23 protein-coding genes and 1 pseudogene are annotated in these 24,953 nt (G+C 72.7%); 10 read left to right on the forward strand and 14 right to left on the reverse strand.

What is annotated here, in order from left to right:
* Positions 1-373, forward strand: a 373-nt coding sequence (locus tag VKZ81_RS07300; RefSeq protein ID WP_324240669.1) for a UTRA domain-containing protein, incomplete at its 5' end; no start/stop codon positions are given.
* A 45-nt stretch (positions 374-418) separates the two neighbouring features.
* On the opposite strand, the gene VKZ81_RS07305 is transcribed toward VKZ81_RS07300, so the two are convergent.
* The 3 genes from VKZ81_RS07305 to VKZ81_RS07315 are packed head-to-tail and all read right to left on the reverse strand — an operon-like array spanning position 419 to position 3,205.
* Positions 419-1,555, reverse strand: coding sequence for an amidohydrolase family protein (locus VKZ81_RS07305; protein WP_324240670.1), 1,137 nt, complete (start codon positions 1,553-1,555; stop codon positions 419-421).
* Positions 1,555-2,910 carry a glutamine synthetase family protein gene (locus VKZ81_RS07310; RefSeq protein WP_324240671.1) on the reverse strand — a complete coding sequence of 452 codons (1,356 nt, stop codon included), beginning with the start codon at positions 2,908-2,910 and terminating at the stop codon, positions 1,555-1,557. Before VKZ81_RS07310 ends, VKZ81_RS07305 begins: the two co-directional genes overlap by 1 nt.
* A gap of 37 nt (positions 2,911-2,947) precedes the next feature.
* Entirely contained in the window at positions 2,948-3,205 is a 258-nt protein-coding gene (locus VKZ81_RS07315) for a hypothetical protein (protein WP_324240672.1), read from the reverse strand.
* A 203-nt stretch (positions 3,206-3,408) separates the two neighbouring features.
* On the opposite strand from VKZ81_RS07315, the gene VKZ81_RS07320 reads away from it, so the two are divergent.
* From VKZ81_RS07320 to yjfF, 4 genes are read left to right on the forward strand one after another with little or no spacing between them, the layout of a single operon-like run.
* Complete coding sequence (locus VKZ81_RS07320; protein WP_414709339.1) at positions 3,409-4,425, forward strand: ABC transporter substrate-binding protein; 1,017 nt, start codon at positions 3,409-3,411, stop codon at positions 4,423-4,425.
* Positions 4,426-4,451: 26 nt separating this feature from the next.
* Positions 4,452-5,948, forward strand: a complete 1,497-nt coding sequence (locus VKZ81_RS07325; RefSeq protein WP_324240673.1) for a sugar ABC transporter ATP-binding protein — start codon at positions 4,452-4,454, stop codon at positions 5,946-5,948.
* A 1-nt stretch (position 5,949) separates the two neighbouring features.
* Entirely contained in the window at positions 5,950-7,005 is a 1,056-nt protein-coding gene (locus VKZ81_RS07330) for an ABC transporter permease (protein WP_324240749.1), read from the forward strand.
* A complete protein-coding gene (yjfF, locus tag VKZ81_RS07335; protein WP_324240674.1) occupies positions 7,002-8,000 on the forward strand; it encodes a galactofuranose ABC transporter, permease protein YjfF in 999 nt (332 codons plus the stop codon). Before VKZ81_RS07330 ends, yjfF begins: the two co-directional genes overlap by 4 nt.
* A gap of 104 nt (positions 8,001-8,104) precedes the next feature.
* On the opposite strand, the pseudogene VKZ81_RS07340 reads toward yjfF, so the two are convergent.
* Positions 8,105-8,887: pseudogene (locus VKZ81_RS07340) on the reverse strand (pyridoxamine 5'-phosphate oxidase family protein); the annotation flags it as partial.
* 174 nt (positions 8,888-9,061) lie between these two features.
* Positions 9,062-9,178: a VOC family protein gene (locus tag VKZ81_RS35080; RefSeq protein ID WP_414709340.1), complete on the reverse strand. Its 117-nt coding sequence runs from the start codon at positions 9,176-9,178 to the stop codon at positions 9,062-9,064.
* Positions 9,179-9,327: 149 nt separating this feature from the next.
* Here VKZ81_RS35080 and VKZ81_RS07345 point away from each other — a divergent pair, with 149 nt between their 5' ends.
* Together VKZ81_RS07345 and VKZ81_RS07350 are read left to right on the forward strand one after the other, a co-directional pair.
* Positions 9,328-9,858 carry a CGNR zinc finger domain-containing protein gene (locus tag VKZ81_RS07345; protein WP_324240675.1) on the forward strand — a complete coding sequence of 177 codons (531 nt, stop codon included), beginning with the start codon at positions 9,328-9,330 and terminating at the stop codon, positions 9,856-9,858.
* Positions 9,859-9,887: 29 nt separating this feature from the next.
* Positions 9,888-11,255, forward strand: coding sequence for an MFS transporter (locus VKZ81_RS07350; protein ID WP_324240676.1), 1,368 nt, complete (start codon positions 9,888-9,890; stop codon positions 11,253-11,255).
* Between the two features lie 30 nt (positions 11,256-11,285).
* Here the strand turns inward: VKZ81_RS07350 and VKZ81_RS07355 are convergent, their stop codons facing one another.
* From VKZ81_RS07355 to VKZ81_RS07380, 6 genes are all read right to left on the reverse strand, one after another.
* Positions 11,286-12,335 carry an ABC transporter ATP-binding protein gene (locus VKZ81_RS07355; RefSeq protein ID WP_324240677.1) on the reverse strand — a complete coding sequence of 350 codons (1,050 nt, stop codon included), beginning with the start codon at positions 12,333-12,335 and terminating at the stop codon, positions 11,286-11,288.
* Positions 12,332-13,996 (reverse strand): ABC transporter substrate-binding protein, encoded by a 1,665-nt coding sequence (locus VKZ81_RS07360; protein ID WP_324240678.1) that lies wholly within the window; start codon positions 13,994-13,996, stop codon positions 12,332-12,334. Before VKZ81_RS07360 ends, VKZ81_RS07355 begins: the two co-directional genes overlap by 4 nt.
* Positions 13,993-15,060 carry an ABC transporter ATP-binding protein gene (locus VKZ81_RS07365; RefSeq protein WP_324240679.1) on the reverse strand — a complete coding sequence of 356 codons (1,068 nt, stop codon included), beginning with the start codon at positions 15,058-15,060 and terminating at the stop codon, positions 13,993-13,995. Before VKZ81_RS07365 ends, VKZ81_RS07360 begins: the two co-directional genes overlap by 4 nt.
* Positions 15,057-15,923: an ABC transporter permease gene (locus VKZ81_RS07370; protein WP_324240680.1), complete on the reverse strand. Its 867-nt coding sequence runs from the start codon at positions 15,921-15,923 to the stop codon at positions 15,057-15,059. Before VKZ81_RS07370 ends, VKZ81_RS07365 begins: the two co-directional genes overlap by 4 nt.
* A gap of 4 nt (positions 15,924-15,927) precedes the next feature.
* Complete coding sequence (locus VKZ81_RS07375) at positions 15,928-16,866, reverse strand: ABC transporter permease (protein ID WP_324240681.1); 939 nt, start codon at positions 16,864-16,866, stop codon at positions 15,928-15,930.
* Positions 16,867-17,403: 537 nt separating this feature from the next.
* Complete coding sequence (locus tag VKZ81_RS07380; protein ID WP_324240682.1) at positions 17,404-18,150, reverse strand: ThuA domain-containing protein; 747 nt, start codon at positions 18,148-18,150, stop codon at positions 17,404-17,406.
* Between the two features lie 155 nt (positions 18,151-18,305).
* Here VKZ81_RS07380 and VKZ81_RS07385 point away from each other — a divergent pair, with 155 nt between their 5' ends.
* From VKZ81_RS07385 to VKZ81_RS07395, 3 genes are all read left to right on the forward strand, one after another.
* Positions 18,306-19,367: a LysR substrate-binding domain-containing protein gene (locus VKZ81_RS07385; protein ID WP_324240683.1), complete on the forward strand. Its 1,062-nt coding sequence runs from the start codon at positions 18,306-18,308 to the stop codon at positions 19,365-19,367.
* A 323-nt stretch (positions 19,368-19,690) separates the two neighbouring features.
* Positions 19,691-20,740: a mandelate racemase/muconate lactonizing enzyme family protein gene (locus VKZ81_RS07390; RefSeq protein ID WP_324240684.1), complete on the forward strand. Its 1,050-nt coding sequence runs from the start codon at positions 19,691-19,693 to the stop codon at positions 20,738-20,740.
* Between the two features lie 81 nt (positions 20,741-20,821).
* Entirely contained in the window at positions 20,822-22,294 is a 1,473-nt protein-coding gene (locus VKZ81_RS07395; RefSeq protein ID WP_324240685.1) for an amidohydrolase family protein, read from the forward strand.
* A 7-nt stretch (positions 22,295-22,301) separates the two neighbouring features.
* Here VKZ81_RS07395 and VKZ81_RS07400 read toward each other — a convergent pair whose 3' ends face one another.
* The 3 genes from VKZ81_RS07400 to VKZ81_RS07410 form a co-directional block, all read right to left on the reverse strand.
* A complete protein-coding gene (locus VKZ81_RS07400; RefSeq protein ID WP_324240686.1) occupies positions 22,302-23,297 on the reverse strand; it encodes an inorganic phosphate transporter in 996 nt (331 codons plus the stop codon).
* On the reverse strand, positions 23,298-23,933 hold the full coding sequence (locus tag VKZ81_RS07405; RefSeq protein ID WP_324240687.1) for a DUF47 domain-containing protein: 636 nt from the start codon (positions 23,931-23,933) through the stop codon (positions 23,298-23,300).
* Between the two features lie 102 nt (positions 23,934-24,035).
* Positions 24,036-24,887, reverse strand: coding sequence for an MBL fold metallo-hydrolase (locus VKZ81_RS07410; RefSeq protein WP_324240688.1), 852 nt, complete (start codon positions 24,885-24,887; stop codon positions 24,036-24,038).
* Between the last annotated feature and the right edge of the window lie 66 nt (positions 24,888-24,953).

Raw genomic sequence — 24,953 nt, forward strand, 5'->3', positions numbered from 1 at the left:
GACCAAGCTCGGCATCCCGAAGGGCGCCGAGGTGCTCGCCGTCGAGCGGATGATCCTCGCCGACGGGGAGGCGGTCGCGTACTCCTACGACGCGGTGCCCCTGGAGGGCTTCCCCGCCGAGCTGGTCGACGAGCTCGGGACGGGGAGCCTGTTCGCCACGCTCGACGCGGCCGGCCTGCTGCCGTCCCGCGCGCTCGCCGAGGTGCACGCCATCAGCGACGAGACGATCGGTTGGGGCCCGCAGAAGCCGGTGCCGGGCCTGTACGTCCTGCTGGACCAGGTGCACTTCAGCCGGCGGGGCAAGGCGGTCGCCTACAGCCGCACCTACTTCGTCGAGGGCCGGTTCCAGTTCGTGGTGCTGCGATCCAACTGAGCCGGCCCACTGAGCCGGCCCACTGAGCCGGCCCGCTGAACGGGCTCAGCCCAGCCGGTAGACCCGCCGCGCGTTGTCGCGGCCGACCATGTCGACCACGCGCCGGGCGTCCTCGGCCGCCCAGTCGCCGTCGTCGACCCAGCGCCCGACCACCGTCGTGACCGCCCGCCGCCACAGCACGGCGCCGAGGTGGTGCAGCTCCGGTGGGCCCCAGGCGTCGGACGAGTAGAGCTGCTTGGCGAACGGCGCCAGCTCGAACGCCTCGGCCACCACCTGCGTGCTGCGCACCCCGACGTGGTTGAGCGCGAGGCCGACGTCGAAGTGGACGTTGGGGAACGCCTGGGCGAGGTAGCCCGCCTCGCGGTGGTACGGGTAGCAGTGCAGCAGCACGATCGGCACGTCCCCGGCACCGCGCAGGAAGTCGAGCAGGTGGATCGGGTTGGCGCGGTGCAGGTCGAGGTCGCGGTCGCCGAAGCCGGTGTGGATCTGGATCGGCAGGCCGAGCCGCACGGCGGCGTGCAGGCCGTGGCGCAGCAGCACCGGGTCGGTGAGGCGCGTCCCGCCCGCGTCCACCCAGCGGGCGGCGGCCTCGGCGACCTCGTGCGGGGCGGGCGGAGACAGGTCGATGTCGAAGCCCGCGCGGTAGGCGAGGATCGACTTGACGGCCACGGCGCCGCGCGCCGCGCGTTCGAGCCGCTCGGCGAACTCGTCGGCGTAGCCGCGCCCGGGCACGCCGTCGGCGGCGATCTCCTCGGCGAGCGATTCGAGCCGCACCACCGCATGCGCCCGAGCCCCCGACGCGGCGGCCATGCCGTCGACGTCGAGGATCGCGTCGGCGCCGTACCCGGTGTCGACGAGCCAGTCCGACACGCCCGCCGCGCGCAGGAACCGCTCGGTGACCGCGGGGACGCCGAGCTCGGCGCGGCGGCGCCAGTACTCGTCCGCGGGCGCGTGCGGCGGCAGGTCGAGGACGGGCGCGCACCACCGCCGGATCGCGAACCCCAGCTGCGAGTCGAACTGGGTCATCCAGTCCGGGATCGGATCGGGAGAGCCCTCGTTGAGGTGGGCCTCGAAGGCGGCCCGGTCGAGCTCGACGCTGAACGCGCCGTGCACGTGGTGGTCCACGAGCCGCAGCGCGGCGACGTGCTCGGCGAGGTCCCCCGCCCGGTGCGCCACCGCCATCAGGCCGACCAGGCGTAGCGCAGCTTCTCGGCCACCGCCTCGACGTCCTGCTCGCCGTAGGTGGTGAGCTCGTAGCGGCGCACGGCGGTGAGCGCCTCCATGATCTCCTCGCCGAGCAGGCGCTTGGCGCGCTCGGAGCCCTCCAGCGCCTCCAGCGCGGCGGCCTGGTCGTCGGGCAGCCGCACCGCGCCGGTGCGGGCCGCCTCCTCGGCCGACAGCTCGGCCGGGGCGACGGTCACCTCCGGCGGCAGCGGCGCGCCCGCGTCGATGCCCTCCAGCGCGAGCCCGAGGAACACCGCGGCGGCGAGGTAGGGGTTCGCCGACGGGTCGATGCACTTGAGCTCCACGCTCGCGCCGTGCGGGTTGCCTGCCGTGGCCGCGCAGAGCCGCACCGCCGCCTCCCGGTTCTCCCACCCCCAGCAGGCGAACGCGCCGGACCAGTGCCCGGGCTGCAGCCGGTGCGGCGACAGGACCGACCCGGCGAACACCGCGGAGAGCTCCGGCAGGCCGGCGATGACGCCGCCGATCGCCGCGCCGCCGTCGTCGGTCAGCCCGTGCGGGCCGCTGCCGCCGGACAGCAGCGGGGTACCGTTGCGGGACAGCGACAGGTGCTGGTGCGCGCCGTTGCCGCTGCCGCCCGCGAACGGCAGCGGCGAGAACGACACGGCGACGTCGTGGTGGCGCGCCACGCGGCAGGCGAGCAGGCGGGCCAGCACGACGTGGTCGGCCGCGGTGATCGGGTCGGTCGGGGCGATCGAGAACTCGAGCTGGCTGTCGCCGTACTCGGCGTGGATCTGCTCGATCGGCAGGCCGGCGCGGTCGGCGGCGTCGAGGAGGTCGAGCACGTACGGTTCGACGTCCAGCAGCGCGCCGAGCCCGTAGGCGTTCCACCCCGGTCCGCTACGGGGCGTGAGCACCATCTCCAGCTCGCAGCCGAGCCGGGCCTGCAGGCCGCGTTCGGCGAGCGCGGCCGTGGTGCGGCGCAGCAGGCCGCGGGTGCAGACCTCGGCGGGCGCGCCGTCCTGGTCGAACATCTCGGCGGGCGCCCAGGCGACGCCGTCGCCGAGCACCCGCAGGGCGGTGAGGTCGGCGCGCAGCCGCAGGTCGCCGACCACCCCGAACCGCGGGGTGAAGGCGATGGCGTTGTCGACGCAGAAGACGTTCCAGCTGGGGGAGGCGCCCATTCCGTTGACGTGGAACGCGCGGGCCCGCCGGGCCGGGACGTGCTTGGCCCTGATCACGCCGGCGGGGTCGACGACCGAGCCGGTGACCAGCCGGACACCGGCTTCCTCGAGGCGGTTCGCCGCAGCGGTCAGCTCCTCGTCGGGGAGCACCGGCATCGGGTAGGAGCTCACGGGAGCGCACGCTACAACGCCCGGCGGCCCCGGGGGATCACTCCAGCCGCGACCGGTGGACGGGGCAGTCGGGGGCGATCAGCACGCCGAGCCCGGCGCGGGGGTCGTTCGGCAGCATCGGGCACAGGCAGCCGCGGGCCGCGGCCGCGGCGCTGCCCGGGCCCTCGGACTCCCAGACCGCGCCCGGTTCCAGGTCGTCGACGAGCCCACCGCCGTCCGCCGGGGGCAGGGGCCAGTCCCCGCCGCCGGGGAGCGGTCCGGTCGGCTCATCGTCACCAGTGCCGTTGTGACGCACGCGTTCATTCAACCGGATCACCGGCGGCGGTCGCCGCCACGGTGAGTGACGACCGCCGCGCGGGCCGACGAACGTTATCGGCTCTTGACGTGGGCTTCTCTTGACGGAGGGCCATGTTAGCGCTCACAGTGTCCGCCGGTGGGACGTGCATCACACCGGCTCCGGTGACCACCGCACCCGACGACGACGCCTGGGGAGGCGCTGTGCGCACAACGACGACGTTGCCCGCGCTCCGGAGGACCGCTGCACTCGCCGCGACGGCGGTGGCCGCGCTCGTGCTGGCCGCCTGCGGCGGCGGTGGGGGTGGCGGCGACGGCGGTGGCGGGGCCGGCGCCGACTCCGATCCCATCACGCTGGGCTTCTCGCAGGTCGGGGCGGAGAGCGGGTGGCGGACGGCGAACACGAAGTCGGTCCAGGAGGCCGCCGAGGCGGCGGGCATCGACCTGAAGTTCTCCGACGCCCAGCAGAAGCAGGAGAACCAGATCAAGGCGATCCGCTCGTTCATCCAGCAGCGGGTGGACGTGATCGCGTTCAGCCCGGTCGTCGAGTCCGGCTGGGACACCGTGCTGATGGAGGCCAAGCGCGCGGGCATCCCGGTGATCCTCACCGACCGTGCCGTCGACTCCGAGGACACGTCGCTGTACGCGACGTTCCTCGGCTCGGACTTCATCGAGGAGGGCCGCAAGGCCGGCGAGTGGCTGCTCGCGAACGTCGACGCGTCCGCGGGCCCGGTGAACATCGTCGAGCTGCAGGGCACCACGGGGTCGGCCCCGGCGATCGACCGCCAGAAGGGCTTCGCCGATGTCATCGCGCAGAACCCGAACTACCAGGTCATCGCCTCCCAGACCGGCGACTTCACGCGCTCGGGCGGTCGTCAGGTGATGGAGGCGTTCCTCAAGGCCCATCCGGACATCGACGTCCTCTACGCCCACAACGACGACATGGGCCTCGGCGCGATCGAGGCGATCGAGGCGGCGGGCAAGGTCCCCGGCCAGGACATCAAGATCATCACGGTCGACGCGGTCAAGGACGGCATGCAGGCGCTGGCCGACGGGAAGATCAATTTCATCGTCGAGTGCAACCCGCTGCTCGGGCCGCAGCTGATGGACCTGGTCAAGAAGGTCGCCGCGGGTGAGGAGGTGCCGGCGCGGGTCGTCACCGAGGAGACCACGTTCGACTCCGCCGCCGCCAAGGCCGCCCTGCCCAGCCGCCAGTACTGATGCATCCCCCGCGTCCCCTGGTGGAGATGCTCGGCATCTCCGTGGCGTTCGGGCCGGTGCAGGCCCTCGACTCGGTGGACCTGCGGCTGTACCCCGGCGAGGTGCACGCGCTGATGGGCGAGAACGGCGCCGGCAAGTCGACGCTCATCAAGGCCCTCACGGGGGTGCACCCGGTGGACGCGGGCGAGATCAGGGTGAACGGCGAGCCCGTGGCGTTCAGCGGGCCCGCCGCCGCCCAGGCCGCCGGGATCAGCACGGTCTACCAGGAGGTGAACCTCTGCCCGAACCTGTCGGTGGCGGAGAACCTCCTGCTCGGCCGCGAGCCGCGCCGCGCCGGTCGCATCGACTGGCGCGGCGCCCGGCGGCGGGCCGCCGAGGTGCTGGGCAGGCTGCACCTGGACCTCGACCCGTCCTCCCCGCTCGGGGCGCACCCGATCGCGCAGCAGCAACTGGTGGCGATCGCGCGGGCGGTCGAGGTCGACGCCCGGGTCCTCGTGCTCGACGAGCCCACCTCCAGCCTCGACGCGAGCGAGGTCGAGGAGCTGTTCCGGGTGATCCGCAGGCTGCGCGACGACGGCGTCGCGATCCTGTTCGTCTCGCACTTCCTCGAGCAGGTCTACGCGATCTCCGACCGGATGACCGTGCTGCGCAACGGCAGGCTCGTCGGCGAGCACCGCACCGCGGAGCTCTCGCGGCGGCAGCTGGTGTCGGCGATGGTCGGGCGCGAGCTCGAGGTCCTCGACCGCCTCGACCACGCCCCCGCCGCGCCCGCCGACGACGAGGATCCCCCGGTGCTGTCGGCCGTCGGGCTGGGCCGGGCCGGGGCGATCGAGCCGGTCGACCTCGACGTGCGGCCGGGCGAGGTCGTCGGCCTCGCCGGCCTGCTCGGCAGCGGACGCACCGAGCTCGCGCGGCTGCTCTTCGGCGCCGACCGGGCCGACCGGGGCGAGATCTCGGTGGCCGGGCGGGCGGTCCGCATCCGCAACCCGCGGTCGGCCATCGACGCCGGCATCGCGTTCACCCCGGAGGACCGCAAGGCCGCCGGCGTGGTCGGCGACCTCACGGTGCGCGACAACATCGTGCTGGCCATGCAGGCCTCCCGCGGCTGGATGCGCCGCATCCCCCGCCGCAGGCAGGACGAGCTCGCCCGCCGTTGGATCGAGCTGCTCGACATCCGGCCCGCCGACCCGGACGCGCTGCTGCGCAACCTCTCGGGCGGCAACCAGCAGAAGGTGCTGCTCGCCCGCTGGCTGATCACCCAGCCCAAGGTGCTCATCCTCGACGAGCCCACCCGCGGCATCGACGTCGGCGCGAAGGCCCAGATCCAGGCCCTGGTCGCCGAGCAGGCCCGCGACGGCACCGCGATCGTGTTCATCTCCGCCGAGCTCGACGAGGTGGTCCGCCTCTCCGACCGGGTCCTCGTACTGCGCGACCGGAGGCCGGTCGCCCAGCTCGCGGGCGACGACGTCGACACCGACCACGTCATGGAGCTGATCGCGACGGGGGGTGAGGCCGGTGCGTGAGCTGCTGCGCAAACCGATCTGGCCGCTCGTCGCGCTGCTGCTGCTCAACCTCGCGGTGACGCCGAGCTTCTTCGCCGTGCGCGTCCAGGACGGCAGGCTCTACGGCAGCCTCGTCGACATCCTCCACAACGGCGCGCCGCTCGCCCTCACCGCGCTCGGGATGACGCTCGTGATCGCCACGCGCGGGATCGACCTGTCGGTCGGCGCCGTCGTCGCGATCGCGGGCGCGGTGGCGTGTTCCTGGATCGCCGCGAGCCCCGACCCGGCGAGCCCCGGCGCCGCGCTCACGGGCATCGTGCTCGCCCTCGGCCTCGCGGTGGTGCTCGGGGCGTGGAACGGGTTCCTCGTCGCCCGCCTGGGCATCCAGCCGATCATCGCCACGCTGGTGCTCATGACCGCGGGCCGCGGCCTCGCCCAGCTCGTCACCGACGGGCAGATCGTGACCGTCAACAACGACACCTTCTCCGGCATCAGCGGCAGCGCTCTGTTCACCGTGCCGGTGACGGTGGTCGTGGCGGCGGCGGTGTACGCGCTCGTCGCGCTCGTCACCCGGCGCACCGCGCTCGGCACCCTCGTGGAGGCGGTGGGCATCAACCCGGAGGCGAGCCGGCTCGCCGGGGTGCGCTCGCGCAGCATCGTGTGGACCGTCTACGTCTTCTCCGCGCTGTGCGCCGCCGTGGCCGGCCTGATGATCAGCGCGAACGTCCACGCCGCCGACGCCAACAACGCCGGCCTGTGGCTGGAGCTGGACGCGATCCTCGCCGTCGTCATCGGGGGCACGTCGCTCGCGGGCGGGCGGTACTCGATCGCGGGCACGCTGCTCGGCGCGCTCACCATCCAGGCGCTCACCACCACGATCTACTCCGTCGGGATCCCGCCGGAGGTCTCGCTCGTGTTCAAGGCGGTCGTCGTGATCCTGGTGTTCCTGGCCCAGGCGCCGAAGGTGCGGGCGCTGCTCGCGCGCCGCCGCCGCGGCGGGTCGGGCCCGCCGCCCGCGGCGCCCACCACCCCGGCCGCACCCGCCCCCGCCGCCGAGACCACGGGGAGCGGCCGATGACCGCGCTCGCCGAACGCGCCCGCGTCGCGGCGCGCGTCCCCACCCGCTTCCTGCCGGTGGTGGTCACGTTCGCGCTGTTCGTGCTCATGTTCGCCGGGGGCAGCCTGCGCTACGACTCGTTCGCCTCCGGGCAGGTGCTGCTCAACCTGCTGATCGACAACTCCTTCCTGGTGGTGCTCGCGGTCGGGATGACGTTCGTGATCCTCACCGGGGGCATCGACCTGTCGGTCGGGTCGGTCGTCGCGCTGTCGACCATGGTGGCGGCGTCCCTGCTGCGCGCCGGCTGGCCCGCGGTGCCCGTGATGCTCCTGGTGCTCGCCGGGGGAGCGGTGTTCGGGCTCGCGATGGGTGCGGTCATCCACTACCTGGTGATCCAGCCGTTCATCGTCACGCTCGCCGGGATGTTCCTGGCGCGCGGCCTGTGCTACGTGATCGACCTGCAGTCCATCTCGATCAGCGACCCCGTGTTCCGCACGATCGCGCAGACCGCGATCCCGCTCGGCGACGACCTGTTCCTGAGCCCCAGCGCCGTCGTCGCGCTCGTCGTGGTGGCGATCGCGGTGTACGTGCTGCACATGACCCGGTTCGGGCGCACGGTCTACGCGGTCGGCGGCAACCAGCAATCGGCGATGCTGATGGGGTTGCGGGTGGGGCAGGCCAAGGTCGGCGTCTACGTGATCAGCGGCACCTGCTCGGCGCTCGCCGGGCTGCTGTTCACCTTCTACATGCTCTCCGGCTACAGCCTGCACGCCGTCGGCATGGAGCTCGACGCGATCGCCGCGGTCGTCATCGGCGGCACCCTGCTCACGGGCGGCTCCGGGTTCGTGCTCGGCTCGGTGCTCGGGGTGCTCGTGCTCGGCACGATCCAGACGATCCTGTCGTTCGAGGGCACCTTGAGCTCGTGGTGGTCGCGGATCGTGATCGGGCTCCTGCTCCTGGTCTTCGTGGTGCTGCAGCGGGTGCTGGCCCGCCGCAGCGCGGCGGCGAGCACCTGAGGTCGGTTGAACGTCGAGTACTCGGGCGGGGTGAAGCGCAGCGCGACGGCGCCGTCGATCTGCACGACCCGCTCGACCTCGAAGTCGACGACGCGCTGGGCGCCCGGCACGCGGGCGGCGCGGTCCGGGGCCCAGTCCAGCCGCGCCCGCCCGGTGAGCTGCAGCGTCCGGCCCCGGTCCCAGTCGAGGAACAGCAGCCCGGCGCGCGGGTCCAGCTCGAGGTTGCCCAACGTCATGTCCATGGAGGTGCCGAGGTAGTCCGGCCAGCTCAGGTGCCGCTCGTCGGCCGGCGCCACGAACCCGGGGCGGCCACCGCGGTGCGAGGCGTCGGCGCCGTGCCCGGGGGCGCGGGTGGCGACGAAGAACGTGTCGACCGCGGCGACGAGCGCCCGCTGCTCGGCCGAGAGCCGGTCGGACTCCACGACCGCGCCCGCGGCGGGCCAGCCGTCCGCGCGCACCTCGTGCGCCTGGATGTACTTCGGGCAGTTCGCGTACACCTGCTCGGTGTGCACGACGAGCAGGTCGCCCTCCTGGCGGGCGCGGCCGTTGACCCGCATCCGCCGCCTGCGCGCCGGCTCGATCGCGATCATGCCGAGATCCCGCTCCGCGGTGAACGCGTCGCGCAGCGGGTCGCCCACCACCGGCGTCCGCCGCGCCGCGACCGTCCGCTCGTCGCGCGCGGTGACGAACCCCGGCGGGCCGGTGAGGGGGCTCGCCCACACCGACCCGTCCGGCGCGGCGGCGGCGATCACGGCCAGCCGCTGGTGGCGCAGGAAGTCGGCCGCCACCGGCGGGACGGTCGCCCCGACGTGCGCCGACCCCCACGGCCGGTCCGGGAAGCCGGCCCTGCGCTGCACCGCCCGCTCGCCCGGGTGTTGCGTCGCCATCAGAAGAAGCCGCAGGTCGGGGCCGCGGGCACCGGGGCGGGAGCGACGTCGGCGCCGGTTGGGGCGTAGACCTCGAGCCGGATCCGGTCCGGGTCGGTGAAGAACACGCCGCCGGAGGAGGCGCCCTCGCCGTGCGGGACGATCCCGTCGTAGGCGAACGCGACGCCCAGCCCCTCAGCGTGGCCTCGGCCGCCGCACGGCGTCGATGTCGGCCACCTCGAACGCGAGGTGGTGCAGCCCCGGGCGGTCGGCGGGGAACGCGCCCGCGCTCTGCTGCCAGAGCGTGAGCACCAGCGCGCCCTCCTGGCCGAGGAAGGCGAACGGCGGTCGCCGTCCGCGCGCTCGGCGAGCACGTCGAACCCGAACACCGCGCGGTAGAAGGCGGTCGAGCGGGGGAGATCGCCGACCTGCCGCCCGACGAGCCGCTGCCCGTCCGGTTCATGAACACGGTCTGGGCCGACCGGCGCGGGGTGCACGACGACCTGGGCAGCGTCGAGCAGCTGGGGGCCTGGTTCGCGCGGGCCGGCCTCGCCGGCGGACAGCAGCTGGGGGCCCGACGACCTCGCGGCGTTCCGCCGGCTGCGCGACGCGATGCGCCGCATCGCCGCCCACGTCACCGGCGACGACCGGCCGGCCGCGCGGTCGGGGCCGGACGACCTCGCCGCGGCCCTGGAGACGCTCAACGCCGACGCCGCCACCTGCGCGCCGGTCCTCGAGCTCGACGAGACCGGCCGGCCCCGGCTGCGCCGGCACTCCGGCCCGCGCGACGCCGACCGCTCCCGCGCGGAGCTCGCGCTGGCCGCGGCGCGCCTGTTCGGCGGCCCGGACGCCGAGCTGCTGCGGGCTGCCACGGCCCCGGTTGCGTCCTGTACTTCCACCGCGACCACCCACGGCGCGGCTGGTGCTCGGCCGGCTGCGGGAACCGGGCGCGGGTCGCACGGCACTACGAACGGCACCGGCGCGACCGATGAGTTCGCGCGGGTGCGGCGGTCTCATCGGCATGACCGCCACGAGCAACAGCCGCGCCCGCCGCACCTTCCGCCACGCGCTCGCCAACACGCTCGTGGCGTCGGTCGTCAACTCCACCGTGTGGTTCGCGGTGACGTTCTGGGTCTACCTCGAGACCCGCTCGGTGTTCGCCACCGGCGTGATCTCCGGGATCTTCCTCGGGCTCACGGCGCTGTCCGGCGTGTGGTTCGGCAGCCTGGTCGACCACCACCGCAAGCGCTCCGCCATGCTCGGCTCGAGCGCCGCGTCGTTCGCGCTCTACGCGGCGGCCCTCGCGGTCCACCTCGCCGTCGCGCCGGAGACGTTCCGCGACCCGACCAGCCCCGTGCTGTGGGTGTTCGTCGTCCTGCTGATGGCCGGCGTGATCGTCGGCAACATCCGCGGCATCGCGATGAGCACGGTCGTCACGCTGCTCGTGCCCGAGCCCGAACGCGACCGCGCCAACGGGATGGTCGGCACCGTCACCGGCGTCGCGTTCCTCGTCACCTCGGTGATCAGCGGCCTGCTGATCGGGCTGTCCGGGATGCTCGCGGTGCTCCTGGTGGCGCTCACCCTCACCGCCGCCGTGATCGCCCACCTGGCGACCCTGTCGATCCGCGAGGTGCGCCCGGTGCGCACCGAGGGCGCCGCCCACCGTGCCGACCTGCGCGGCACCGTCGCCCTCGTCGCCGCCGTGCCCGGCCTGCTCGCGCTGATCGCGTTCACGACGATGAACAACTTCCTCGGCGGGATCCTCATGGCCCTGGCCGACCCCTACGGCCTGTCGCTGGTGTCGGTCGAGGTGTGGGGCCTGCTGTTCGGCGTGCTGAGCACCGGCTTCATCATCGGCGGCCTGCTCATCGGCAAGAAGGGGCTCGGCGCCAACCCGGTGCGCACGCTGCTGCTCGCCAACCTCGTGCTCTGGGGCGTCTGCAGCGTCTTCGCCGTCCGGTCCTCGATCGTCCTGCTCGCCGTCGGGTTCTTCCTCTACCTGTGCGTCGTGCCGTACGCGGAGGCGTCCGAGCAGACCGTGCTGCAGAAGGTCGTGCCCTTCGAGCGGCAGGGCCGGGTGTTCGGGTTCGCGCAGAGCGTCGAGCAGGCCGCGTCCCCGCTCACCGCGTTCCTGATCAGCCCGATCGCGCAGTTCGTGTTCGTGCCGTTCATGACCACCGGCGCCGGCGCCGAACTGCTCGGCCCGTGGTTCGGCGTCGGGCCCGAGCGCGGCCTCGCGCTGCTGTTCACCATCGCCGGGATCCTGGGGCTGGTCCTCACGCTCGTCGCCTTCGCCAGCCGCAGCTACCGGCGCCTGTCGCGGCACTACCTCGACACCCCGGCGGCCGAGCCGGTCGCCCAGCCGGTCGCGGAGCTCGCCGCGGCGTGAGGGCGACCGGGCGAGCGGGGCGGCTCGGCGTCAGCCCTCGCCGGCACCCGCGGTGGCGGGCTGCAGAAGCGGGTGGTGGCAGGCGGCGAAGCGGCCGGGCCGCACCTCCCGCATCTGCGGCACCTCACCGGCACAACGCTCGGTGGCCTCCGGACAGCGGGTGCGGAAGTAGCAGCCGCTGGGCGGGTTGATCGGCGAGGGCACCTCGCCCTGTCCCCGGTCGGCGTCCTCGATGTCGATCCCGTCGGCGCCGCGCGCCCGCTCCATCGACGGGATCGACGACACCAGCAGCCGGGTGTAGGGGTGCGCCGGCTCGTCGAAGAGGGCCTCACTCGGACCGAGCTCGCAGATCCTGCCGAGGTACATCACGGCGACCCGGTCGCTGATGTTGCGCACCACCCCCAGGTCGTGCGCGATGAACACCAGGGTGAGCCCGTAGCGGCGCTTCATGTCCTCGAGCAGGTTGAGGATCTGCGCCTGCACCGACACGTCCAGCGCCGAGACCGGCTCGTCGCAGATCAGCACCTCCGGTTCGAGAACGAGCGCCCGCGCGATCGACACGCGCTGGCACTGGCCCCCGGACAGCTGGTGGGGCCGCCGGTCGGCCACCTGCTGCGGGTCGAGCCCGACGGCCGACAGCATCTCCGGCACGATCGTGGTCCGCTCGTCGCCGCGGCCCCACACCACCAGCGGATCCCCGACGATGTCGGGGATCCGGCGGCGCGGGTTCAGCGACGAGATCGGGTCCTGGAAGATCATCTGCAGCTTGGGGCGCACGCGGCGCAGCTCCTCGCCCGAGAGCTGGGTGAGGTCACGGCCGTCGAACTCCACCGAACCGCTGGTGGGGCGCGGCAGCTGCGTGATCGCGCGGCCGGTGGTCGACTTGCCGCAGCCGGACTCCCCGACCAGGCCCAACGTCTCCCCGCGGCGGACGTCGAGGTTGATCCCGGACACCGCGTGCACGGTCCGCCCGGCCCCCGCGGGGTAGGTGACGACGAGGTCGACGAGGCGCAGCACGACGTCGCTGTCGGCGCCGACCGGGTGCGCGCCCGCCGTGCGCCGGCTCGGGGCGGCCGTCATCGGTCGAGCCAGGTCGTGGCGAAGAACGTGTCCCTGGTCAGGTAGCGCACCATGCCCTTCACCTCCGGTTTCGCGATCGTCGACAGGTAGCTGCGGCTGTAGTAGAGGACCGGGATGTCCTGGTTGGACCGCAGCGCCACCTGCTGGTACAGGCGGGTGCGTTCCGCCTCGTCGGTGGTGGCGGCGGCCTGCTCGAGCAGCGCGTCCACCTCGGCGTTGGAGTAGTTCCCGTAATTCGACCGGGCGCCCGTGTGCAGCAGGTTGTGGGCCGAGGGGTAGGGAGCGTCGTACGGGCCGCCGATGATGGGGGCCATGTCGAAGTCCCCGCTCGCGACGACGGTCGTGGAGTAGGCGGCGAGGTCGAAGAACTCGAGCTTCATCTCGATGCCGATCGCCGCCAGCTGGGCCTGCAGGAACTCCGCGAACGCCACCCGGTCGGCCGTGTTGGAGGCCTTGTAGACCACGGTGGGGTCGCCGCCGTCGGCGACGTACTCGGCCACCAACGCCTTCGCCCTCTCCGGGTCGTAGGTCGGCCACGCCGCGGCGACCTCGGGTGTGTGGTAGGGGCTGTCGCTGCCGAAGAAGCTGTCGGCCCGTTCCATCCGTCCGCGGAACTGGGTGACGGCCATCGCGTCGAGGTCGATCCCCCGCACCACCGCCTCCCGCATCCGGCGGTCGTCGAACGGCGGCCGCTCGACGTTGAAGTAGATCCACTCGCCCCCGTGCCCGGGACCGTAGTAGACCTTGAGGTTCGGGTTCTCCAGCGCGCGCACCAGCTCCGCGTGGTAGGCGCCGTAGATGACGTCGACGTCGCCGTTCTCGAGGGAGGCGTAGCGGGTCTCGGTGTCGGGCAGCGGCCGGAAGAGCAACCCGTCGAGGTAGGGGAGGCCCTGCTGCCAGTAGTTCTCGTTGCGCACCAGCTCCGCGTGCGAATCGCGCACCCATTCGGTCAGCACGAACGGGCCCGCACCGACCGGGTGGCTGGCGATGTCGTCGCCGTACCGTTCGAGAGCGGCCGGCGACACGATGATCCCCAGGCCGCCGCTGGCGAAGTTGCTCGCGAACGCCACCGGGAACGACCCGAACGGTTCCGCCAGCCGGAATTCCACGGTGAGCGGGTCGACCGCGGTCATCGAGGCGATCGGCTCGGTGAACCGGTGGCCGGGTGAGGAGACCTCGTCGATGTGCCGTTGCACGTTGACGATCACCGCGTCGGCGTCCAGCGGGGTGCCGTCGGAGAACCGCACGCCCGCCCGCAACCGCAGGCGCCAGGTCAGCCCGCCGTCCGGGCTTTCCATCGACTCGGCCAGGTACGGCTCCGGCTTGCCCTCGGGTGAGAGCTTGAGCAGCGTGTCGTACACGGCCAACGCCGCGTGGTTGGTGTTGTGGACGGTCGGGTCGAAGCCGACGATCTCGCGGTCCATCCCCAGTACGAGCACACCGCCGCGTTTCGGCTCCCCGGCGGCGGTGGGATCGTCGCCGTACGGGTTGACCGCCCGGATGGCGGCCTCGCCCGACCCGCCGTTGAGCGGAGCCGGGTTGGCCCCGCACGCCGCGATCAGCACCGCGCTGAGCGCCAGCGCGAGCAGGGCGACCGCACGGGGACCCCGCCCCCGGCGGGGCGGGTCGGCGATCGCAACCGCGCGTCGCTGCTGCGTCATGACATCACCATTTCCTCGGTCACGGGCGTACCGGCAGCGCTCGCACCGCGCTCGACGTTGCGGGCCCTGGCGTCCTCCCAAGCCGGGCTGCCGACCGGGAACCAGCAGCGGAACCGGTGCTCGGGCGAGCCGGCCGCGCGCAGGGGCGGTTCCTCGATGAGGCACCGGTCCTGGGCGTACGGGCAGCGCGGGCTGAACCTGCATCCCGCCGGCGGGTCGAGCAGGTCCGGCGGGCGGCCGGGGATCACCTGGAGCCGGACGTGGTTCGGCCCGGCCACCGGCGGGACCGCGTTCATGAGCGCCTCGGTGTAGGGCATCAGCGGCCGGGCGAAGAGGGCAGCCGTCGGCGCCTCCTCCACGATCGTGCCCGCGTACATGACGGCGACGCGGTCCGAGCGGCTGCGCACGACCCGCAAGTCGTGCGTCACCAGCATCATCGCCATGCCGGTGCGCTGTTGCATCCCGGCGAGCAGGTCCAGGATCTGCGCCTGCACGGTGACGTCCAGCGCGGTCGTCGGCTCGTCGGCCAGCAGCAACCGCGGACCGCACGCCAGCGCGATCGCGATCGTCACCCGCTGGCGCATCCCGCCCGACAGCTCGTGCGGGTACTGCCGCACCCGCCGCTGCGGCTCGGACAACCCGACCGACCGCAACAGCTCGACGGCTCGGGCCCTGGCCGCCGAGCTGCTGATCCGCTCGTGCACCAGCATCGTCTCGGTGAGCTGATCACCGATCCGCTTGACCGGGTTCAGCGAGGTCATCGGGTCCTGCAGGACCATCGCGATCTCGGCGCCCCAGATCCGCGACAGCTGCCTGCCCGTCAGCTCGGTCAGCACCGTGCCGTCGAAGGTGACGCTGCCGGAGACCTCGGTACTCCGGTCACCCGCGATGAGGCCCATCAGCCGGCGGACGAACACGGTCTTGCCCGAGCCGCTCTCTCCCACCACCGCGAGCACCTCGCCCGCCCGTATGCGCAACGACACCCCGTCGACGGCGTGCACCACACCTTTCCCGGTGTGAAAACGCACGACAACGTCGTCGGCGACGAGCAACTCGGCATTCACAGGTTGCTCCCCTTCACCTCGAACTGCTTGCGGACCCGCTCGCCGATGTAATTGATCGACAACACGGTGGCGAACATGACGGCAGCCGGGAACAAGGAAATGTGTGGATAGCTCAGCAGTTCCGGGCGACCGGCGGCGATCATTCCGCCCCAGCTCGGGGTGGGCGGTGGAATGCCGAGCCCGAGGAAGCTCAGCGAACCTTCCACCACGATGAAGATGCCGACCATGATGAACGCGTAGGCGGCGACCGGCAGCACGACGTTCGGCGCGATCTCGCGCACGATGATCCGGAACGGACGACACCCGTACGCCCGAGCGGCCTGCACGAACTCGCGCTGCGCCACGGTCAGCGTGGCGGCACGAGCCAGCCGGATGAACGTCGGAACCGACAGCACCGCCAAGCCGAGGATCAGGGTCGCGAGGCTCGAACCCAGCACCGCCACGATCGCGATGAGGAACACCAGGCTCGGGAACGCGAGCACCACGTCGGTCACGAACGCCAACACCCGCTCGACGCGCCCACCGAAGTAGCCGGCGAGCATGCCGAGGAAGCCGCCCGCCAACGCCCCGAGCCCGACCGCGCAGATGCCCACCAGCAGCGATGCCCTGGCGCCGTGGGCGACCCGCGAGAAGATGTCCCGCCCCAGCGAGTCGCCTCCCAGCCAGTGCTGCGGGGTGATCCCGGAGAACGCGGCCCCGTAGTCGGGGACCAGCGGATCCGCCAGCGGCAGCAGCGGCGCGAAGACCGCGACCACCACCACGGCGCCGAGCCAGGTCCAGGCGACGTACCAGCCGACCGGCGCGCGGTCGACGCGCCGGGACGTGGGCCGCGCAGCACCGGGGGAGCGGTGGGCATCCGTCATGCGCCTAGCCATCTCTGCGCACCCGCGGGTCGAGGACCAGGTAGAGCAGGTCGATCACCATGTTGATCACGACGTAGACGACCGCGACGAACAGCAGCGCGCCTTGCAGGATCACGTAGTCCCGGTTGAACACCGCCTGCACGATCAGCTGCCCCAGCCCGGGGATCGCGAACAGCGTCTCGACGATCACCGCGCCGCCCAGCAAGCGGCCGATGTTCACCCCGGAGAGCGTGATCAGCGAGAACAGCGACGGGCGCAGGGCGTGCCGCAGCAGCACCCGCCGCGGAGGGAGGCCCTTCGACCGCGCCATCAGGATGAAGTCCTCCTGCAGCGTCGAGACCATGTCCGACCGCAGGAGCTGTCGGTAGACCGCCGCCTCGGCGATCATCAAGGTGAGGCAGGGCAGGACGATCGACCGCATGTTGGCCACCGGGTCCTCGAAGAACCCGGTGTAGCCGGTAGCCGGCAGGATGCTCGTGATGCCGCCGGCGAACAGCACGATCAGCACCATGCCGAACACGAAGGTCGGCATCGCCGCCGCGCCGAAACCGAGCGTCATCGAGACCCGGTCGACGAATCCACCCGGCCGGTAGGCCGAGTAGACCGCGAGCGGTACCGCTACCAGCAGCGCGAGCAGCTGCGCGACGACCGTGATCTCGAACGTGACCGGGATCCGCTGGGCCAACGCTTCGGCGACCGGCTGCCCCGTCCGGAACGACCGGCCCAGGTCCCCCGTCGCCACCCCGCCCAGCCAGTCGACGTAGCGCACCAGCACCGGTCGGTCGAGCTGCAGATCCCGCCGCACCTGCTCCACCTGCTCGGGCGTGGCGCCCTCGCCGGCCACCACGACCGCCGCGTCGCCGGGCAGCAACTCCACCACCACGAACGACAGGAACGTGACGGCGAGCAGGACGGCCAGCAGGTGCACCAGCCGTGCGCGCACCCGCCGCACCGCTGATCGGCGCCTGCCGCCGCGGCCCCCGGTGGGTGCTGGGGTGCTCCCCGCCGGCACCCCCGACCCGGCCGTCGTCGTCATCGTCTCGGCCACGGGGAATCATCTCCCCGTAGCTCGTGGCAGGGCACCGCAGCGTTTTGCGTCGGTTCCCGACGACTGCGCTGCGGGCGAAACGTGCGTATCGCATCGCGGCCGTCGGGCCATTGCGGCGTGCGGTCCGGGCCGCCTGGTCTGCACTCCTGCTCGCGCGATCCTCGACAATCGCAGCTCCCGTCGACGTTGACCGGACGAGGTGTGTGTTCGTGTGAACCGGCCGAAATCCACTGGTCGGCCTCTGGAGAACCGGCGGCCCCGCAAAAGGCGCCGGGAGTTCGATTGGGTCGATTATACATCCGCCCGTCCGCATAAAGCGGACAAGAATGACGCCCTTTGTTTACCGCTTGTCAACAGCGCGGCTCCGCCCCCGACGCCGCCGTGCCGGCCGGCTCCCGGCGCCCTCGCGTTCGGGGGTGTCCGCCCCGATGCTCAGAAGGGGCGGCGGCGGGCCGCCCACTCCACCCCCCGACGCACCAGCTCGCGGTACACGGGCAGGTGCCACGGACCGCGGTGGTCGGGCTGGTCGGGGGAGTCCGGGAAGGGTTTGTCGTACGGGCGGTTGGCGTGGCCGAGCGCGAGGTAGAGCACGCCGCCCGAGCCGACGGCCCGCCGGTACATGAGCGGGCGGTCGGCCACCTCGAACTCGTGGCCGCCGAACGCCGACCCGCCCCAGCGGGTCGACAGCAGCACGTCGAGGTCGTGCGTGACGTCCTCGATGCAGTAGAGCTCGTCGTCGACCTCGAACGGCGGCACACCCTCGAGGAGCGGGTCGTCCGGTGCCGCGATGGCCACGGAGAAGCGCTGGTAGGGCGGGTGGCTGAGGAACCGGGTGCCGAGGATCGTGGGCAGGATCGGGTTGTCCAGCACGGAGTTGCTCGCGTGCAGGGCGAACCAGCGTCCGCCACCCTCCAGCCAGCGGCGCAGCGCCGCGCACGCCGCGTCGGACACCGGCACCTGCGAGGTGTAACTGACGAGGAGGTCTCCGACCAGGATCGCCTCGGTGTCCTCGTAGTCCTGGTAGCAGTCGGTCCGGATGCCGTAGGCGTCGTACAGGACATGCGCCAGCTGCATCCGCGCGAAGTCGAAGTCGTGGTTGCGCTTGGGGCTTCCGCAAACCAGGTTGGCGACGAGGGGTGCGACACCGCGGTCGGAGCGCGGTCCGTCGTTGGACGTCATGTTGGATCTCCTCGGTGGACGGAGTGGGAAGCGCGCACGGTGCACCCGTGCGGCGACCGGGGCCGATCCGAATCCGGACGCCGGTTGGCGTTTCGAATCGGATGCGCTGGTAATCGCATCCTACGTCGTTTGTCGCGGCGTCAATGGAGCGATTGATGCACCCTCTGTTGATTTGGGGGCAACGGTGGACGCGGAATCGCCCTCCGGCTCTCCGCGGTCCTGGCGACCTGAAATCGCTTGCGTTGACCGCGCTGTGCCCCGTCGCCGAAACTCTTGGCATGCAGACACGCGGTGGCGGTGGGGTGGGGCTTCCCCCGCTCAACGCGCTGCGCAGCTTCGAGGCGGCCGGGCGTCTGGGCAGCATCCGGGGTGCGGCGGCCGAACTGTACGTCACCCCCAGGGCCGTCAGCCGCCAGGTCCGTACGCTCGAATCGTGGCTCGGGGTGACCTTGTTCCGGCGCCGGGGCGGCTCGATCGAGCTCACCGAGGTGGGGGCCCGCTACCTGCGTTCGGTCACCGAGCACCTGTCGGCGATCGGGGAGGCGACGGGGCAGGTCGCCGGACGCTGCCGCGCCGACGAGACCTTGCACATCCGCGCCTACACCCTCATCGCGAGCAACTGGCTGGTCCCGAGGCTCACCCGGTTCCGCCGCAGCCAGCCGTGGGTCGACCTGGAACTGCTGGCCTCGAGCGACCCGACGGACTTCGGTCAGCACGACGTCGACGCCGAGATCCGCACCGCGGAGTCCGGTCCGTGGGCGGGCGGCTCCAACGCCGACCTCGTGATCACCGACGATCTCGTGCTGGTGTGCAGCCCGTCCTACCTCGCCGAGTTCGGCCTGGCTCGGCCCGCCGACCTGAAGCGGTTGCCCTGCGATGCGTTCCTGCGCTCGATCGTCGTACCGCGGCTGTGGCACACCTGGTTCGATGCGGTCGGCCTGAGCGGCATCGACATCAGCCGCGGTCCGAGGTTCGGTGATTCGAGGTTGGCCTACCACGCGGCGGCCGCCGGCCAGGGCGTGATGCTGGCGCCGCGTGCCTTCGTCGAACCGGACCTGGCGTCGGGGCGCCTGGTGATGCCGTTCCCCGACGTGCCGCGCCCGGCGATGCGCTTCTTCCTCGTGTACCCGAGCGATCGCCGCCGGCGGAAGGCGTTCTCGGTGTTCCGCGCGTGGCTGCTGGCCGAGGGCCGGGCCGCGGCTGCGGCGGGGAGATGATCGACCGCCCTCCCCGCCGCACCCCGGCGGGATCGAGCGCGACGGGCGAAGCGCGAACCCGATCGGTCGGTTACCGGCTGCCCGAGCGGCATCGTTGACTTTTTCGCGCGAACAGTTGAGATAGTGGTCCGGTTCGCAGGGGGGTTCGCCCGCGCCGCACGCCACTATCGTGGGGGCCGGCGACGGTCCGGGGTCGAGAAAACGACTCGGGCCTCGATGTCGCGGGAGATTTGCGCCGTCTGCTCGGGATCCGCGTGCATTCGCCGACGAGTGCGGCGATCTGCGACCGCACGCCGGCGTGCCCTGAACCAGAAGGAACCTGCATGAAGATCACCGGATGCGCGACCGCGGCGGTCCGCGTCACCTACGAGGGCATCATCACCGGCACGCACGTCGTGCTGCGGCTGCGCACCGACGAGGGCGTCGAGGGTGTGTCGTACGTCCGCGCCAACCGGATCACCGCGCGACCGCTCGCACTGCTGGTCGAGGGCATGGTCGACGAGCTCGCCGGCCGGGATCCGACCCGGACGGGCGAGGTGTACGACGAACTGTTCCGGGAGGTGCGCGGCGCTCCCGTGTCCGGGCTCGAGCGGCGGGCGGCCAGCGCGATCGAGGTCGCCTGCTGGGACCTGGCGGGCAAGGCGCTGGGCCGGCCGGTCCGGGACCTGATGGGTGGGTGGCGCGATCGCGTACCCGTCTCCGCCAACTGGGGCCTCATGCCGGGTGGTCCGCCCGACGACCTCGCCGGCCACGTCGAGCGCCTGCTCGCCCGTGGCTTCCGGGCGCTGAAGTGCCCGGTCGGAGGCGCGCCGCTCGACACGGCGATCGCCCACGTCCGCGCCGTCCGCCGCTACGCCGGACCTGACGTGCGGATCATCGTCGACGGCAACTTCCGGTGGACGCCGAAGCAGGCGCTGCGGTTCGCGCGCGCGACCGAGGAGCTCGACCTCTTCTGGATCGAGGACCCGGTCGCCCACCACGACCTGGCCGGGCTGCGCCGGGTCAGCGAGTCGATCGCGCAGGACACCTGCTCGGGCGAGGCCGCCCAGCACCCGGACGAGTTCCGCCGGCTGCTGGAGGGGGGCTGCAGCGACATCGTGATGATCGACCAGGACCTGGGCCTCACCGGTTTCCTCACGGTCGCTCACCTGGCCGCGTGCCACGGCCGCCAGGTGGTGAACCACCTGGCGCCCGAGGTGCTGGGCCAGGCTGTCGCGGCCGTTCCGAACGGCAAGATCGTCGGCCTCGTCCCGTGGGGACAGCCGCTGTTCACCGAACCCGCCCGGATCGAGGACGGCGACCTGGTTCTGCCGGACGGGCCGGGCCTCGGCTTGACCCTCGACGAGGACGTCCTGCGGACCTGCGCGCTCTGACCCGCGGGTCGGACGCGCCGCGCCCGGCGCCGTGTTCCGGGGGGCATCCGCTCGTCCACGGTCTGATCTACGGTCGCTGGGGTGAGCGTTCACGACCTCGTCCTCACCGGCGGCCGGGTGATCGACCCCGAGACCGGCCTCGACGCCGTCCGCGACGTCGGGATCGCGGGCTCCGCCGTCCGCGCCATCAGCGAGCAGCCCTTGTCCGGCGCGCGCGTGGTCGACGTGTCGGGGCTGGTCGTGTGCCCCGGCTTCGTCGACCTGCACAGCCACACCCAGGACGTCGCGGGCCAGCGGCTGCAGGCGCTCGACGGCGTCACCACCGCGCTGGAGCTGGAGGCGGGCGCCTTCCCCGTGGAGCACGCCTACCGCAGGGCGGCGGCCGAGGGCAGGCCCATCAACTACGGGTTCTCGACGTCGTGGGCGGGCGCCCGGATGCACGTCCTCGCCGGGGCGCCCCCGGTGGCGGACCTCGACGAGCTGCTCGGGCACGTCGCCGACCCGCGCTGGCAGGCCGCCGCCACCCCCGCCGACGTCGACCGCATCCTCGGCCTGCTGGAGGCCGATCTCGCGGCGGGCGCGCTCGGGATCGGCGTGCTCGTCGGGTATGCGCCGGGCACCGACCCCGCCGAGTACCTCGCCGTCGCGGCGCTCGCCGCCCGGCACGGCGTGCCCACCTACACCCACGCCCGCGACCTCGTGGAGATGGACCCGGACGTCCCGGTCGACGGGGCGGAGGAGATCGTGCGGGCGGCGGGGGAGACCGGCGCCCACATGCACTACTGCCACCTCAACAGCACGTCGGGCCGCCACGTGGACCGGGTGCTGGCGCTGGTGGAGCGGGTCCGGCGCGAGGGTGCGACGGTCACCACCGAGGCCTACCCGTACGGGGCCGGGATGACCGGGGTCGGGGCGGCGTTCCTCGCGCCCGAGCTGCTGCACCGGCGCGGGCTCACCCCGAGCTCGATCGGCCACCTCGCCCTCGGCAGGCGCATCGCCGACGCCGACGAGCTGCGCCGGGTGCGGGAGGAGGACCCGGGCGCGCTGGTGTTCGTCCACCAGACCGACGAGGCGGACCCGGACGCGTTCGGCCTCGTGCACCGGGCGATCGCGTTCCCGGACGCCGCGGTGGCGAGCGACGCGATCGCGCCGCAGTGGCCGTCCGGTGCGCCGGACCGGTTGCGCTGGCCGCTGCCGCCGCAGGTCGCGACGCATCCGCGCACCGCGGGCACGTTCGGGCGCACCCTGCGGCTGCTGGTGCGGGAGCTGGGGCTGCTCAGCCTGCCCGAGGCGGTGCGCCGCTGCACGCTCGTGCCGGCGCGCGTGCTGGAGGGCGCGGCCCCGGCGATGCGCCGCAAGGGCAGGCTGCAGCCGGGCAGCGACGCCGACGTCACCGTCTTCGACCCGGCGACCGTGACCGACCGGGCGACCTACACCGACCCGACGCGGCCGTCGGCGGGGATCCGCCACGTCCTGGTCGGGGGCCGGTTCGTGGTGCGCGACGGCGAGCTGGACCCGGCCGCGCTGCCGGGTCGGGCGGTGCGGGGCGGCTGAGCGCGCGTCACTCCAGGAGGGGGTGCAGCACCCAGAACGCGACGGCCGCGCTCGCGGCGGCCATCGGGATCGTGAGCACCCACGCCACGACGATGTTGCCCGCCACGCCCCACCGCACGGCCGAGAGCCGTTTCGTGGCGCCGACGCCGAGGATCGACGACGTGATCGTCTGCGTGGTCGAGATCGGCGCGGCGAACGCGAACGCCGTGGTGTAGAGCACCGCCGAGGCGGTCATCTCGGCGGCGAACCCGCGCGGCGGGTCGAGGTCGATGATCCGCCTGCCCAGCGTCCGCATGATCCGCCAGCCGCCGGCGTACGTGCCCGCCGACAGCGCGCCCGCGGCGAGCAGGATCACCCACCACGGCACCTCGAAGCCCTGGTGGTAGCCGCCGACGACCAGCGCCAGCACGATCACGCCCATCGTCTTCTGCGCGTCCTGCAGGCCGTGGCCGAGCGCCATCGCGGCCGCCGACACCGTCTGGGCGTAGCGGAAGCTGCGCCCGACCGGCCGTGGGTGCGCCCGCCGGAAGATCCACAGCAGCGCGGTCATGAGCAGCCCGGCGAGCGTGAAGCCGACCACCGGCGACAGCACCATCGGGATGACGACCTTGTCCAACACGCCGGTCCAGTGCACGGCCCCGGCCGCGGCGAGCGCCGAGCCGACCAGCCCGCCGATGAGCGCGTGCGACGACGAGGACGGCATGCCGAACCACCAGGTGATCAGGTTCCAGGCGATCGCCCCGACGAGCGCGGCGAGCACCACGACGAGGCCGGACACCCCCTGGGGTGGGTCGATGATCCCGCTGCCGACGGTGGAGGCGACCTCGGTGCCGAGGAACGCGCCGATGAGGTTCATCACCGCAGCCATGATCAACGCGACGCGCGGGGTCAGCGCCCGGGTGGCGACGGACGTCGCGATCGCGTTCGCGGCGTCGTGGAAACCGTTCGTGTAGTCGAACACGAGCGCGACCACGATCACCACGACGATGATGGTCAGCTCCACTCAGGACTCCTTCACCGCGATGCTCTCGACGGTGTTCGCCACCGTCTCGAAGGCATCGGCGGCCTCCTCGAGGGAGTCGATGACCTCCTTCAGCTTGAGGATCGTGAGCACGCCCGTCGCGTCGACATCGGCGGACGGGCAGAGCAGCTCCTCCAACAGGGCCCGGTAGGCGGTGTCGCCCTCGTCCTCGAGGGAGTTGACGTGCACCCAGTACTCCTTGAGCGCCGACATCGACGCGAGCCGCGGCATCGCCTCCGCCGTGACGGCGGCGGCGCGCTGCAGCACGTCGGTCTGCGTCTTCATCCCCGCCGGCAGGTCGGTGAGCCGGTAGAGCACGATCCGGTCGGCCGCCTCCTCCATCGCGTCGATCACGTCGTCCAACGACGACGCGAGGCGGTAGATGTCCTCCCGGTCGAACGGCGTCACGAACGTCTTGTTCAGCTTCACCATGATCTCGTGGGTGAGGTCGTCACCCGCGTGCTCGGCGTCCTTCACACGCCTCGCCAGTTCCGGCCGGTCGGCCGGGGGCGCGGCCACCAGCGCCGCGAGGTCGTCCGCGGCACGGGCGATGTTCTCCGCAGCCCGGGTGAACAGCGGGTAGAAGCCGCGTTCGTGTGGCGTCAGCCTGAATGCCATTCGCTGGTTGTACTCCACCCGGGGTCGTGCGGCCGCACGGCGGGGCCGGGTATGCCCCGCGCGGGGGGTTGCCTGCGGGCAGCGGCGGGGTGGATGCCGTTCTCAGGCGCCGGACGGTCGCGGCTGCTCCGCAGGCCTCGAGCCCTCGGCCTCGTCCATCCAGGCGTCCAGGTCGGCCTGGGTGAACACCTCCCATGCCGGGACGTCCGGCAGCCGGCGGAGGACGTCGAACGCCTCGGCGACCCGGCGGCCGCGGAGCACCGGCGTGTGGCAGCCGGCGACGACCTCGGCCCCGAGGCGCTCGAAGTCGTCGACGACCGTGCGGAACTTGGCCGCGTCGAGCAGCGTGTGCCACGGCGAGACGAGGCGGCCGCCGAAGAGCTGGCCGTCGCGGAACTCGTCGTCGGAGAGCTCACCGATCTCGGGGACGGGACAGGACACGTTCGTCGCGAACGTGTCCACCGACCACATCACGTTCGTCCGCGTGTCCACAAGGCCGCGGGTGGTCGGGTTGTCGTACAGCGGCGGCCGCTTGGCCACGAGCGTGCGGTCGCCCACGTCGACGGTGTCGCCGTCGTTGAGGAAGCGGCACCGGTCGAGAGGCGTCTCCCACTCCTCGGCCATCCGGCCGATCGAGAACCACGTGGTGAGCAGCGTCGCGTTCGGGCAGGCGGCGAGGACCGGCAGCAGGTTGCCCGCGTGGTCGCGGTCGTCGTGGGTGAGGAACACCCACTTCACGTCGGCCGGGTCGACCACCGACCAGACGGCCTCGAGCCACTGGGCCCGGGTGGCCGGCGAGCCGGTGTCCACCAGCACCGGTTCGGCCCCGCGGATCACCATCGAGTTCATGGGGAAGTGGCCGACGGGCGGGGCCTCCAGGGCCCACGGGACGACGAAGGTCTCCTCCGCGATCCGGTACGGCTCCAGCAGGTTGAACGTCGGGATGGTCGTCATGTCCGACCCCTTCCCCTTTGTCGGAAACCTGCGACGTCGTCCCGATCTGGGACGGCGTTACCCGGT

The organism is Pseudonocardia sp. (genome assembly GCF_035305885.1).
In the GTDB taxonomy this organism is placed as follows: domain Bacteria; phylum Actinomycetota; class Actinomycetes; order Mycobacteriales; family Pseudonocardiaceae; genus Pseudonocardia.